Source organism: Streptomyces sp. NPDC025273, from assembly GCF_040638585.1.
In the GTDB taxonomy this organism is placed as follows: domain Bacteria; phylum Actinomycetota; class Actinomycetes; order Streptomycetales; family Streptomycetaceae; genus Streptomyces; species Streptomyces cinereorectus.
Window position 1 is genome coordinate 101,512 of sequence record NZ_JBEZYP010000015.1, and the last position, 12,417, is coordinate 113,928.

Below are 12,417 nucleotides of genomic sequence, written 5' to 3' on the forward strand. Positions count from 1 at the left end.
GGACGGTGACGTCGTCAGTGGCGGGTGCGAGGATCAGCGGCATGGAACCTCTGCTTCTCGCCGACATCGAGGCCGCCGTCCGCAGCAGCTGGGACGCGGACACGACCACGCCCGCATGGCGTCCGCGGTGGGACCCGGACAATCCGGCCCGGGACCAGTGCGGGGTCACCGCGCTGGTGGTCAACGACCTGCTGGGCGGCGAGCTGATCCGGGGCGAGGTGCGGGTCGACGGCGTGCGTGTCGACTACCACTGGTGGAACCGCCTGGGCATGGGCATCGAGATCGACCTGACGCGTGAGCAGTTCGGACCGCACGAGATCGTCGTCGCAGGTGTGGTGATCGAGCGTCCGGTGGAGATCGTCCGGCTCCGTGAGGAGTACGAGCTGCTGCGTGGGCGGGTGCTGGAGCGGCTGCGAGGGCGGAAGCGGGCGGGTGCGCCGGTCCGGACGGTCTGAGGGGCCGCGCAGGACAGGGGGCGGCTCAGCCCAGTTCGAGGCTGGTGATGCCGAACATGCCGGTCCGGTCCATCTCCGGTACGGGGCCCGCGTACATCCGGGCCGTGTCGAACGACGGGGTCAGACCGAGCTGTTCCGCGAGGTACACGGCCGGCGGGTTGACGTCGGGCACGTCGATCGCGACCGCCGTGCCCGGTGCCGTGGCCGCCAGCGCGCTCACGAGGGCGGCGGCCACGCCCGGGGAATCGGCGTGCAGCGGTCCGATCCGGGAGGCCTCCCGGCAGGCGCGCAGTACGGCGAAGCCCACGAGCTCTCCGTCGCGGACCGCGCAGAGTGCCGTGCGCCGGGGTGCGGTGATCCAGAGGGCGAGGAAGCTGTCGCGCGGTGCGGGAAAGTAGCGCCTGTCGTACGCGGCGAGCCGGTCGAAGGGAAGGGTGCGGGCGTCGGTCAGGGTGACGCCGTCCGGCGGGGCGATGCCGGCGGGCACGAAGCCCTCGTAGCGCGCGTTGCTCCAGGCGGCACGGAAGCCGGACCTGCGGTAGTTGTCCTGCTGGGCGGGTACGCCGTCGAGGCCGACCGTGCGCCCGGAGAGCCGGGCCATGCCCGCCCGCCAGACCTGGCTCCCGTATCCCCGGCCGCGCAGCGACGGCCGCGTGAGGTAGAGGCCCAGGAAGCCGAAGCAGGGGCCGTAGCGCACGACGGACACGGAGGTGACGGGCTCGCCGTCGAGCCGGCCGATCAGGAAGCCGCAGGGGTCGGCGGCGAAGAAGGTCTGCCCGTCGGTGAGGCCGGGGTTCCAGCCCACGTCGTGCGCCCAGCCTCCCAGCGTTCCCAGGTCGTCGGCGCTGGCGGTGGTGATCTCGAATGTCGGCACGGATCACTCGTACCCGGTGCGGGGCCGGTTCAACGGCCGGGCCGGGGTGACCCGTGCGCCCGGGCATGAATGTAGCCCTTCACGACGGGGGATGCGTGAAGGGCTACCCGTGCAGTATGACCCTTCGCCGGTCAGTCGACAACTGACCGGTCGGTCAGCCGCGTTGGGGCGTACCGGTGGCCCCGCGCGGTGCGGCGCGAGAATCCCCCGGTGGGCCGCCGGACGCGCGGGACGCCGCAGGCCGTGGAAACTTGTGCCGGTCACGATAGACATGACCTACCCGCATGCCTAGGCTTTCTTGTGCAGCCAGGTCATATTTATGGCACGGCACGCAGAGAGACGCAGATGCCCCCGGAATCCCCTTCGCACGCCACGGATCGTCTCGAAGACGACGACTACCCCGCTTACACGATGGGGTGAGCCGCCGAGATCACCGGTGCGACGCCGGGTTTTCTCAGGGCCCGACTGATCACGCCGCCGCGTTCCGAGGGGGGCCACGCCGCTACTCCCGCTACCAGCTGCGCGTCGCCTCCCGTGCCGCGAGCTGGTCGACGGGGGGTACGCCGATCGACGCCGCGTGCCGCATCGTGATTCTGGAGGACCGGCTCGAGGAGGCCCTGCGGCTCGACGAGGAACTGCGGCGGCCCGCGGCCGGCCGGAGCGGTACCGATTTCTGACCGGCGGACGGGCGCATATCTGTTTCCGTGGGCACAGAAATACGCGCAATCAGCGGTGAGAGTTTATGCCCTGTGCGACGGAGTGACGGTGGAGTGATATGGCGTACAGCTCGCATCTGCCCGAATCGTGCTACTGTTGATCTCAGTTGCAGTTGTGGTTCCCAAAACTTCAAGTGCTCTCGCCGGTTTCACTCGGGTGGGTGCACTTTTGTATTTCCGGACTCTTCCGGTCGGGGCAATCATTTGCGGCGACGTAGGACTCGCACAGTGTGAGTCCACGGGCAACGCCCCGAAGGAGATATGACATGGCTACTGGCACCGTGAAGTGGTTCAACGCGGAAAAGGGTTTCGGCTTCATCGAGCAGGAGGGTGGCGGCGCTGACGTCTTCGCCCACTACTCGAACATCGCCGCCCAGGGCTTCCGCGAGCTGCAGGAAGGCCAGAAGGTGAACTTCGACGTCACGCAGGGCCAGAAGGGCCCGCAGGCGGAGAACATCACCCCCGCCTGATCACCTCAGGCGTATGGCGCAGCTGGGGCCCGCACCTTGGGGTGCGGGCCCCAGCTCGTTGTTTTTCCCCGACCGTGACCGCGGACGTCTTGACCCGTGAACCAATTCCGGGTGTGCGCATGTCACGTCGGTGCACGTCATTGCAGTCATTCTGAAGTGCCGTAGGCAGCTGGTTCATCCGGCGGACGGGCTTCGTTTTTCGATATTTCACCGGCTCGTTCTTGCGATTCTTGGCGCCGTACATGGCTGCAGCCGCCCGGAAAGAATCCCTCGATACGTGCCATTCGAGGGAAGGTTCTCCATTGAACCGCGATCGCACAGCTCGCACGAACGACCGATTTTCCCGGACGCGCTCCGGCGGATCCTCCGGTAGTCGTACCGCCAACGGATTCCGCTCGCAGGGCTCCAACCGACAGGGCGCACCCTCGCAGGGCCGCTCCGGCGGACCGAAGCGCTCCGGCGGCGGCTACGGACGCCGCTCCTCCTCCGTCTCGGGCGAATTCGCCCTGCCGGTGACCATCACCCCGGCCCTCCCCGCCGTCGAGACGTTCGGCGACCTCGACATGCCCGCGCCCCTGCTGGCGGCGCTGGGCTCCGAGGGCATGACCGTGCCGTTCCCCATCCAGGCGGCCACCCTGCCCAACTCGCTCGCCGGGCGTGACGTCCTGGGCCGCGGCCGGACCGGATCGGGCAAGACGCTCGCCTTCGGCCTGGCGCTGCTGGCCCGTACCGCGGGCAACCGCGCCGACGCGCGGCGTCCGCTGGCCCTGGTCCTCGTCCCCACCCGGGAGCTGGCCCAGCAGGTCACCGACGCGCTCACCCCGTACGCCCGGTCCCTCAAGCTGCGGCTGGCCACGGTCGTCGGTGGCATGTCCATCGGCCGCCAGGCCAGCGCCCTGCGCGGCGGCGCCGAAGTCGTCGTCGCCACCCCGGGCCGGCTGAAGGACCTCATCGAGCGCGGTGACTGCAAGCTCGACCGCGTCGCCATCACGGTGCTCGACGAGGCCGACCAGATGGCCGACATGGGCTTCATGCCGCAGGTCACCGAGCTGCTCGACCAGGTCAGCCCCGAGGGCCAGCGGATGCTGTTCTCGGCCACCCTGGACCGCAACGTGGACCTGCTGGTCCGTCGTTACCTGCACGACCCGGTCGTCCACTCGGTCGACCCCGCGGCCGGTGCGGTGACGACGATGGAGCACCACGTGCTCTACGTCCAGGGCTCCGACAAGTACGCCACGACCACCGAGATCGCGGCCCGCGAGGGCCGGGTGATCATGTTCCTGGACACCAAGCACGCGGTGGACAAGCTCACCGACCACCTGCTGCACAGCGGGGTCCGGGCCGCGGCGCTGCACGGCGGCAAGTCGCAGCCGCAGCGCACGCGCACCCTGGACCGGTTCAAGACCGGCCACGTCACGGTGCTGGTCGCGACGAACGTCGCCGCCCGTGGCATCCACGTCGACAACCTCGACCTCGTCGTCAACGTCGACCCGCCGAGCGACCACAAGGACTACCTGCACCGCGGCGGCCGTACCGCCCGTGCCGGGGAGTCCGGCAGCGTCGTCACGCTGGTGCTGCCCAACCAGCGCCGCGAGATGACCCGCCTGATGGTGGACGCCGGGATCACCCCGCAGGTCGCCCAGGTCCGCTCCGGCGAGGCCGAGCTCAGCCGCATCACCGGGGCGCAGGCGCCTTCGGGCGTCCCCGTGACGATCTCCGCGCCGTTGACGGAGCGCAAGGGCAGCGGTTCCCCCTCGCGTCGGCGTGGCAGCAGGCCCCCGCAGGGCCGGCGTGCCAACGCCAACACGGCGACCCCCGAGGCGCGTGCCGCTGCCGCGCTGCGCCGGTCCAACCGGGCCGCGTAGTCACCGGACAGCAGTCCGGCAGACCCTTTCCGGCTTTCTCACCGACCCTGTTGAGGCACCATGCGCTGTGTCATCGCCCGCTTCCCCTTCGATCTGTTCAAGAACGAGGTCGAGGATTCGATGAAGGGCATCAAGCCCGAACCCGTCACCGGTGACGCGGTGGTCATCAGCCGCCGCGTCTACCCCGTCAAGCAGGTCGGGGAAATCATCACCCGGCAGGACCGCCGCGACTTCAGCGCCGCCGAGGTGACCAGGGCGCTGACGCGTCTCGGCTTCACCTGCCGCCCGGCGGAGGTGCCCGCCCCGGCGGTGCCCCTCACTCCGCTGGAGAACGCGTCAGCCATGCTCGGAACGCCCGCGGACGTCCGTCCGTCCGTCTGATGACACCGCACCCCCCGCGCCCCTACGGGCCGGGGGGTGCGGTGCGTCCGGACACCGGCGCGGCCTTCCGCCGATGCCGGGAATGTCAGTGAAGGTCCTTCCCGCGCCTCTCGGGCGCAAATCCCGGACACGCCAGGGGCCGCTTCTTACGTCTGGCGTGTCGCGCTGACACGTCCGGGAGGCCTCAGGCCGCCGGGGACGGCTTCTTCGCCCAGTCGAGCCGCGGCTCCACGACGAAGCGGAACAGCCGGCGGACGGGCGGGCTGCACAGCAGCGTGACGACGGCCGCCGCGAGGACCGTCACCACGATCCGGCCGAGCGGCGTGGAGACCAGGTCCGCCTCGAAGAGGTCCAGCCGGACCGCGCCCTTCACGACGAAGCCGTGGAGCAGGTAGCCGTAGAGGGTGCCCGCGCCGAGTGCGGTCATCCACGTGCGGCGGCTCGGCACCCAGGCGAGGAAGCAGGCGCTGAGCACCACGGCACAGCCGAACAGCAGGAGGGTCACCACCGCGCCCGTCCAGGCGGGCGAGCCGAGCTGTTCGGCGCCGTAGCGGCGGAAGAACCACGAGGTTGTCGTGCGCGGGACCGCCCAGTACGCCGCGGCCAGGGCGACCAGGCAGACCGGGACGGACGCGAGGCGCACCGCGCGGCGGCGCACGAAGTCGAAGTGCGCGGGCCGCAGCTGGAGGCCCAGCACGTAGAACGGCAGGAACTGCAGGACCCGCTGGAGCTGCAGATCGCCGCCGATGTTGCTGGTCACCGCCCCCATGGCCGCGATGACCAGGGACACCGCCACGGGCCACCGGACGGTCTGCCAGACCGGTGTCGTCAGACGCCAGAGGAAGAGCGCGGGCAGGAACCACAGCACCCAGTACGGGGTGAGCGGGCTCAGCGGGAAGCCGGGGGCTCCGGTGAGGCGCTCGAAGAGCGTGTAGGCCACCTCGAAGACCGCGTAGGGCACGACCAGGCTGGTGACGAGCTTCCACACCCGCTCGCGCCGCAGATCGAAGCCGCGGGAGAAGTAGCCGGCGATCATGATGAAGACCGGCATGTGGAAGGCGTACACGAAGGTGTAGACCGTCTCGATCACGCGGCCGCTGCCGGGCAGCGGCTCCCAGGAGTGCCCCATCGCGACCAGGACGATGGCCAGGTACTTCGCGTTGTCGAAGTACGGATCGCGGCCGGCCCGGGACGGGGCGGGAACCGTGGGCCCCGCCCCGGCGGGGGCCGGACCCGGGGTGCTTGAGGTCAGGGAGGGCATCCGGCCACCCTAATGACCACCGCAAGCACCCGGCCCCGTGCGGGGCCCGGTCGGTCAGGTGCCGTTCAGGGGATCAGGACCACCTTGCCGACCGTCCGGCGGGCCAGCAGGTCCTCGTGGGCGCGGTGGGCCTCGGCGAGCGGATAGCTGCCGCCCGCCACCGGCCGCAGCCGTCCCTCGGCGACCAGTCCGAAGAGCTCCTCGAGGGGTCCGTCGACCGCCCCTGGTGCCGCCAGGGTGGGGCGCAGCCAGAACCCGACCACGGCGGCGTTGAGCCGTCCCAGCCTGGCCGGGTCGACCGGTGTGAATCCGGTCCGGGCCGCGCTGCCGTAGGTCACGAGCCGGCCGGAGGACGCCAGGGAGTCCAGCGCCTGGTCGAAGAGTTCGCCGCCGACGGCGTCCAGGACGACGTCCGCCCTCTCCTGGAGCGGATAGCTGATGACCGCGTCGGCGCCGAGGTCCAGGACGAGCCGTTCCTTCGCCGGGGAGGACACCTGGGCGAGGACCCGGCCCGCCCCGAACTCCCTGGCCAACTGGACGGCGAGGCTGCCCACGCCGCCCGCCGCGGAGTGCACCACGACGGTCTCGCCGGCCCGCAGCCGGGCGGAGGACCGCAGCAGGTGCCAGGCCGTCAGCCCCTGCACCATCAGGGCGAGCGCCTCGGCGGCGCCGAGCTCCTCGGGGATCTCCAGGAGGGCGGACTCCTTGGCGGTCACCTGCTCCGCGTACCCGTGCGACACCCGGGCCAGCACCCGCCTGCCGTCCGGGGTACGGCCCACGACCTCGCTGCCCGGGACGTACGGCAGGGCGTCCGCGCCCAGATAGGAGCCGTCCGTCTGATGGGTGTCCGCGAAGTTCACCCCGGCTGCCTCGACGGTGAGCAGCACCTCACCGGGGCCCGGGACGGGGGCGGCCAGTTCAACGGGCCGGAGGACTTCGGGACCACCGAAGCGGTCGAACTGGATAGCGATCATGTCGCACGGTATCGCGGGGTGCGACGCCGTGGGGACATCCCGGACGGCGTCGGGGCGGATCGGTGGAAGAGCGGGAAAACAATACACCCGGTTTGTTAAGGTGATCACTCTGCGTCGCTGCCCATGGGTACCGAACGGACAGCGGCACTCGTACCTCCCGGATCCCCGTACTCACCGGAGCGGCAGGATGGCCAAGCAGGACCGCGCGGTACGCACGCGCCAGCAGCTGATCCGATCGGCCGCGGAGGCCTTCGACCAGGGCGGATTCGCGCTCTCCTCGCTCACCGGGATCGCCCGCGGGGCCGGGGTCAGCAGTGGGGCGCTGCACTTCCACTTCCGCAGCAAGCAGGCGCTGGGGGCTGCCGTCGAGACCGCCGCGGTGGGCCTCCTCCAGGACATCCTCGCCCCGCGCCCGGGGGACCGTCCGGCCCCGCTGGGAAATCTGGTGGACACCTCGCACGTGCTGGCCCGGCGGCTCACCGAGGACGTCGTGCTGCGCGCCGGCTTCGGCCTGGCCGCGGACGTCACCTGGCGGCAGGACGTCGCGCTGTGGCAGGTGTGGGGCGGCTGGGTCCGCTCGACGCTGACCCAGGCCCGGAGCGAGGGCGCGCTGGCGCCGGACGTCCCGCTGGAGGACGTGGTCTCCACCGTGACGGCGGCGGTCGCGGGGACGCAGGCCCTCGCGCGGCTGGATGTGGAATGGTCCCCGCGGTACGCGGTCGCCCAGTTCTGGAACCTGATGCTGCCGCGGATCTCCGCGGCCATGGTCCCGCTCGACCGGGCCTGCCAGACTGCGCCCCATGAGTGATCTTCTGAACGGCAGAGTCGTCCTCGTCACCGGGGCCAGCAGCGGCATCGGCGCGGCCGCGGCACGCGTGTTCTCCCAGGAAGGCGCGACGGTGGTCCTCGCCGCGCGCAGGGAGGACCGACTGGCCGCACTGGCCGCGGAATTGAGGGGCAAGGGCGGGGAGGCCTCCCACGTCGTCTGCGATGTCACCGTGGCGAAGGACGCCGCCAGGGCGGTGGACTTCGCGGTGAACACCTACGGGCGACTGGACTCGGCGTTCAACAACGCCGGGCTCGGCGGCGACCGGACTCCCCTGCACCTGATGGGCGACGACGTCTACGACGCCGTCATGGACACGAATGTGCGCGGTGTCTGGAATTGTCTCCGTCACGAGATCGCGGCCATGCTGTCGAACGGCGGAGGCTCCATCGTGAACAACAGCAGTGTGGGCGGCCTGGTGGCCATTCCCGCCGCGGCGCCCTACATAGCGGCCAAGCACGCGGTCGTCGGCCTGACGCGGGCCGCCGCCGACGAGTACGCCCAACAGGGCATCAGGGTCAACGCCGTTGCCCCCGGCACCACGCGCAGCGAGATCACCGCCGACTGGTTCGGACGCAATCCGGGTCTGGAGGAGATGGTCAACAGCATGACACCGCAAGGCCGTACGGCCGAGCCGGAAGAGGTGGCGCACGCGGCGGCCTGGCTGCTCAGCGACCGCTGCCCGTTCCTCACGGGCACGGTCCTGCCGGTGGACGGCGGCTTCGTCAACCAGTGAGCCGCCCGCTCGCCCGGCGGCTTTGTGGGGCTCTCAGCCGTACGGACCGCTCAGCCGGCCCCGGAAGACCGTTTCGCCGGCCTGTGTCCCCGTGACCAGCACCGTGGCCTCCCCGGGGCGGGGGGAGGGCGCCACCCGCGCCTCGATCCAGCAGGGGCTGTCGAATTCGACGTACCGCTCGAAGGACGTGTGGACGGTGGTCGCCTCGAAGGGGGCAGGGTGCAGGACGGCGTTGGCCGCCTGGTGTGCGGCCTCGATCAGGACGAGCCCCGGGACGTGATCGACGGGGTGGTCGTACAGCAGGACGTTGTCCACGTCGTTGCGCAGCTGCCAGCGGTGGGGTCCGTCGCCGGGTGCCAGGACGACATCGGTGCCGGTGGCACGCCGGACGGTGCGGGGGTCGGCCGGCGCGGGGAGCGCCCAGGTGTTCCACCCGGCCGTGAGGTGCTCGCCGCGGAGCCTGCGGTAGGCGCCCGGGGATATCCAGCCGAAGTCGCAATCCGCCCGCGCCACCATGGTGTGGTCCTGGTAGAGGCGGATGTCCATGCCGAGGGAACTCACGGCCCGGCCACGCTTCTTCGGCTCCGCGAGGGAGATCCCGACGGTGAGCGGGGACGGCCCGCTCGCCGGAACACGGAACCGGGGGGCTACGGTGAAGTCGAAGGAGTGCAGCAGCGTGTGGTGGGAAAGCGGTACGCCGTACTCCGCGTGCGCGATGAGCAGGCCGCTCTGCCGGATGGCCTGGGTGAGCATCCGGGGGTCGTAGGGCAGTCCGCCACCGGGGGCCGGCCAGATGACGGTGAGCGAGAATTCGCCATCTTCGCGGCGGTGCCATCCGGTGACGAGAACGGCTTCGGCACGCCTGAGGTGGACGTATTCCTCAGGGACCCTGTCGCCGCCCCCGACGTCGGCGCGCGGAGTATGAGGGAAAACAGGTACGTCGGGCACGGTCCCCCCCGGACATGGCGCAAAGTGGGCAGCCTGGCGCTGATATAATACCGGTTCACCGGTCTTTTTTGGAGAAGCGTCAAGCCGAGGTCAAGGGGAGCGCGAGTTGGCAAGACAGCAACGGGCGATCCGGACGCGCAGAATCTTCCTGGAGGCCGCTGCGGAGGTCTTCGACGAGCACGGTTACGACGCCGCCACGATCGCCGCGATCCTTGAGCGGGCCGGTCTCACCAGGGGTGCGCTCTACTTCCACTTCACCTCGAAGGAAGAGCTGGCGCGCGGTGTCCTCGAAGAGGCCGTGACCTCGGACGGAGTGACTCCGCAGACCTTCAAGCTGCAGGAGTGGGTGGACATCGCGCTCCTGCTGGCCTACCGGCTGCCCCGGGAACCCATGCTCAGCGCCTCGATACGGCTGTCCGTCGACCCCCGGGCACGCAGCCTGTTCGGCACCCGCTGGCCGGACTGGATCACGCTCGGCGCCGAACTCCTCACCGAGGCCAAGGAGCGGGGCGAGCTGCTGCCGCACGTCGACCCGGTCGCCACGTCCCGGCTGCTCGTCGGTGCCTGGACCGGTGTGCAGCTGGTGACCGAGTCGATGGCCGACGCGCCGGACCTGGTCGCCGAGATATCCGCGCTCTTCGAGCTCATCCTCCCCAACAACGCCGTCCCCGGTGTGCTCGCCCGGTTGGACACCTCCCCACACCGCGCCCGGCGCATCATCGAGGAGCACAGGGCCGCCGCCGCGTCCTGACCCGTCGCCTCCCGGCCGGCGGCTGCCGCTTCACCCGACCGGGTGCGGCACGACTGCGACGTGGCTGGTCAGCGGGCAGGGTGGCGCTATGTGGCTTCGCCGAACAGCCCTGGGCGCCGTCGTCGTGCCGCTGGCCGTCCTGGTGTTCCGGGACGCGCCGGTACGGCTCGTCGCACCCGAGCCGACCACGGCCGAGCCCGAGGCCCCGCGAGGAGCCCCGCGGCCCGCGATCGTCGGACGGGCGGACTGGCACGCGGACGAGAGCCTGGTCAGGGAGCACGCGACGTACACGGGGTCGGTGAACGCGGTCTTCGTCCACCACACCAACCACACCAACGACTACGACTGCGCCGACGCCCCGAGGATGCTCCGGGCGATGGAGGAGGACCACGTCGCGGGGGAGGGGTGGGACGACATCGGCTACAACTTCGTCGTCGACCGCTGCGGGACCATCTACGAGGGCAGGGCGGGCGGCGTGGGCCGCTCCGTGCGCGGCGCGCACGCCAAGGGCTTCAACGCGCACAGCGTGGGGATCGCGGCGCTGGGCAGCTTCGGTCCCGGGGTGCCGGTGCCGCAGGCGCTCATCGAGGGGATCGCGAAGGTGGGCGCGTGGAAGCTGCGGCCGGGCACCGACCCGCGGAGCACCGTGCGAATGGTCTCGACGAACGACGAGAGCCTCTACCAGCGGGGTGAGGTGGTCCACCTCCACGCGGTCTCGGGTCACCGCGACACGTTCCGGACCAGCTGCCCCGGGGACGCGCTGTACGACCAACTGCCCGTGATCCGGGCCGAGATGGCCAGGCTGCGAGTTCCGCGGAGGTGACCTCCGCCCGCCCTGCGCCGGCGTTCCGCCCGCCCTGCGCGCCCGGCCCCGCAGCGCCGGCCCGGGCGATGGGGCCGCGGCCTCCACTCGGGTGAAGTCGCGGACGCGAAACGCGTCGGAGCGCCTTCAAAAGCATATCGGCGGCTTATCTGTTCGTGCCCTTGCACATTCCGGAGCACAGCGGAGGAATACCGACATGCCGGCATCACCCCTCGCCAAGCGACCCGTTGAATCGGCGCTCGCCCTTCTGCTGGTCCTCCTGAGCGTGCTGGGCCTCTCCGGCCGCGGCGCCGCGGCCGCCCCGGCCCGGCCCGCCACCGCGCAGTCCGCCACCGTGCAGGCCTTCCCGGCCCTGGCCGTCACGGCGCCGACGGTCACCGCGGGCACCGACTGGGACCGCATCGCCGAGTGCGAGAGCAACGGCCGGTGGAACATCAACACCGGTAACGGCTACCACGGCGGGCTGCAGTTCGCGCCCTCCACCTGGCGGGCGTACGGCGGCGGTCAGTACGCACCGCGCGCCGACCTCGCCACCCGGTCCGAGCAGATCGCCGTCGGTGAACGCGTCGCCCGCTCGCAGGGACTGTCGGCCTGGCCCACCTGCGGCCGGCTCGGCGCGAACGGCACATCGAGCCCGCAGGCAGGCAGCACCCCTCAGCGCGACGAGACGGCGAAGGCCGCACCGCAGCGTCAGTCGGACAGCGGTCCGAGCAGCTCGGAAGGTTCCTCCCACGAGGCGTCCGACGCCGCTGAGGCGTCCGACTCCCACGAGCTCGCCGGTGCCGAGACCTACGTCGTCGAGCCGGGCGACTGCCTCTCCGTGATCGCCGAGCGGGCGGACGTACCCGGCGGTACCGACGCCCTGTTCGAGCTGAACCGCGAGCTGCTGGACGAGGGACCGGACCTCATCTACCCCGGTCAGCGTCTCCGGCTGGCCGCCTGAACCCACTGCACGTGCCGGCCGGGCCGGTACGTCCCCCGGAAGCGGCAGACGCGGGGCGTCGACACCGGGGGAGGGTGGTGCGGAAAGCCGGCGTCCACGGCATGCCTGGCCAGGGGCCCGAGGCCGGGGCCCCGGACGGTGGAGCGGGGGCTCAGCGGCCCGCACGCTCCGCGGGCTCGGGCTCGTCGGCGGTCACGCACCTGCTGCAGTCGGGGTTCCGACACGGGCCGGGGCCCCACACCGGGACGAAGATTCCGAGGGTCTTGTGCCGCGCCAACACGGTCGCGACGGCGTGCTTGCAGGCCGGACACGCGTACTCGGCCTGCCGATCGGTCTGACGCTCGGTACTGGACATGTATGTACGGTAGCTCAAAATGGTGCAAAATGAGACTTT

Annotated in this window: 14 protein-coding genes and 1 pseudogene; 10 read left to right on the forward strand and 5 right to left on the reverse strand. The window is 71.1% G+C overall.

Features of this window, described 5'->3' with window-relative positions; all coding sequences use genetic code 11:
* Positions 1-41: 41 nt before the first annotated feature.
* A complete protein-coding gene (locus tag AB0F38_RS23600; protein WP_361896727.1) occupies positions 42-455 on the forward strand; it encodes a hypothetical protein in 414 nt (137 codons plus the stop codon).
* Positions 456-480: 25 nt separating this feature from the next.
* Here the strand turns inward: AB0F38_RS23600 and AB0F38_RS23605 are convergent, their stop codons facing one another.
* Positions 481-1,329: a GNAT family N-acetyltransferase gene (locus tag AB0F38_RS23605; RefSeq protein WP_361896730.1), complete on the reverse strand. Its 849-nt coding sequence runs from the start codon at positions 1,327-1,329 to the stop codon at positions 481-483.
* Positions 1,330-1,674: 345 nt separating this feature from the next.
* Here AB0F38_RS23605 and AB0F38_RS23610 point away from each other — a divergent pair.
* From AB0F38_RS23610 to AB0F38_RS23625, 4 genes and pseudogenes are all read left to right on the forward strand, one after another.
* Positions 1,675-2,006: pseudogene (locus AB0F38_RS23610) on the forward strand (MerR family transcriptional regulator).
* A gap of 305 nt (positions 2,007-2,311) precedes the next feature.
* Positions 2,312-2,515 carry a cold-shock protein gene (locus AB0F38_RS23615; protein ID WP_031090619.1) on the forward strand — a complete coding sequence of 68 codons (204 nt, stop codon included), beginning with the start codon at positions 2,312-2,314 and terminating at the stop codon, positions 2,513-2,515.
* 302 nt (positions 2,516-2,817) lie between these two features.
* Entirely contained in the window at positions 2,818-4,380 is a 1,563-nt protein-coding gene (locus tag AB0F38_RS23620) for a DEAD/DEAH box helicase (protein ID WP_361896734.1), read from the forward strand.
* Between the two features lie 60 nt (positions 4,381-4,440).
* Positions 4,441-4,761, forward strand: a complete 321-nt coding sequence (locus AB0F38_RS23625) for an SCO5918 family protein (RefSeq protein ID WP_361896737.1) — start codon at positions 4,441-4,443, stop codon at positions 4,759-4,761.
* Between the two features lie 184 nt (positions 4,762-4,945).
* Here the strand turns inward: AB0F38_RS23625 and AB0F38_RS23630 are convergent, their stop codons facing one another.
* Both AB0F38_RS23630 and AB0F38_RS23635 read right to left on the reverse strand, forming a co-directional pair.
* Positions 4,946-6,022, reverse strand: a complete 1,077-nt coding sequence (locus AB0F38_RS23630) for an acyltransferase family protein (RefSeq protein ID WP_361896740.1) — start codon at positions 6,020-6,022, stop codon at positions 4,946-4,948.
* Positions 6,023-6,087: 65 nt separating this feature from the next.
* Positions 6,088-6,996 carry a zinc-binding dehydrogenase gene (locus tag AB0F38_RS23635; protein WP_361896743.1) on the reverse strand — a complete coding sequence of 303 codons (909 nt, stop codon included), beginning with the start codon at positions 6,994-6,996 and terminating at the stop codon, positions 6,088-6,090.
* 187 nt (positions 6,997-7,183) lie between these two features.
* Between AB0F38_RS23635 and AB0F38_RS23640 the strand changes: the two genes are divergently transcribed.
* Together AB0F38_RS23640 and AB0F38_RS23645 are read left to right on the forward strand one after the other, a co-directional pair.
* On the forward strand, positions 7,184-7,804 hold the full coding sequence (locus tag AB0F38_RS23640; protein ID WP_361896746.1) for a ScbR family autoregulator-binding transcription factor: 621 nt from the start codon (positions 7,184-7,186) through the stop codon (positions 7,802-7,804).
* Positions 7,797-8,558, forward strand: a complete 762-nt coding sequence (locus AB0F38_RS23645) for a glucose 1-dehydrogenase (protein ID WP_361896749.1) — start codon at positions 7,797-7,799, stop codon at positions 8,556-8,558. The genes AB0F38_RS23640 and AB0F38_RS23645 overlap by 8 nt, the downstream gene beginning before the upstream one ends.
* Before the next feature lie 33 nt (positions 8,559-8,591).
* Here AB0F38_RS23645 and AB0F38_RS23650 read toward each other — a convergent pair whose 3' ends face one another.
* A complete protein-coding gene (locus AB0F38_RS23650) occupies positions 8,592-9,506 on the reverse strand; it encodes a ScbA/BarX family gamma-butyrolactone biosynthesis protein (RefSeq protein ID WP_361896752.1) in 915 nt (304 codons plus the stop codon).
* 106 nt (positions 9,507-9,612) lie between these two features.
* Between AB0F38_RS23650 and AB0F38_RS23655 the strand changes: the two genes are divergently transcribed.
* The 3 genes from AB0F38_RS23655 to AB0F38_RS23665 all read left to right on the forward strand — a co-directional run bounded on the left by AB0F38_RS23655 (position 9,613) and on the right by AB0F38_RS23665 (position 12,023).
* A complete protein-coding gene (locus AB0F38_RS23655) occupies positions 9,613-10,257 on the forward strand; it encodes a ScbR family autoregulator-binding transcription factor (protein WP_361896755.1) in 645 nt (214 codons plus the stop codon).
* A gap of 88 nt (positions 10,258-10,345) precedes the next feature.
* Positions 10,346-11,080 carry a peptidoglycan recognition protein gene (locus AB0F38_RS23660; protein WP_361896758.1) on the forward strand — a complete coding sequence of 245 codons (735 nt, stop codon included), beginning with the start codon at positions 10,346-10,348 and terminating at the stop codon, positions 11,078-11,080.
* A gap of 196 nt (positions 11,081-11,276) precedes the next feature.
* Positions 11,277-12,023, forward strand: coding sequence for a transglycosylase family protein (locus tag AB0F38_RS23665; RefSeq protein ID WP_361896761.1), 747 nt, complete (start codon positions 11,277-11,279; stop codon positions 12,021-12,023).
* Between the two features lie 151 nt (positions 12,024-12,174).
* Here AB0F38_RS23665 and AB0F38_RS23670 read toward each other — a convergent pair whose 3' ends face one another.
* Complete coding sequence (locus tag AB0F38_RS23670) at positions 12,175-12,378, reverse strand: hypothetical protein (protein WP_361896764.1); 204 nt, start codon at positions 12,376-12,378, stop codon at positions 12,175-12,177.
* Positions 12,379-12,417: the final 39 nt, after the last annotated feature.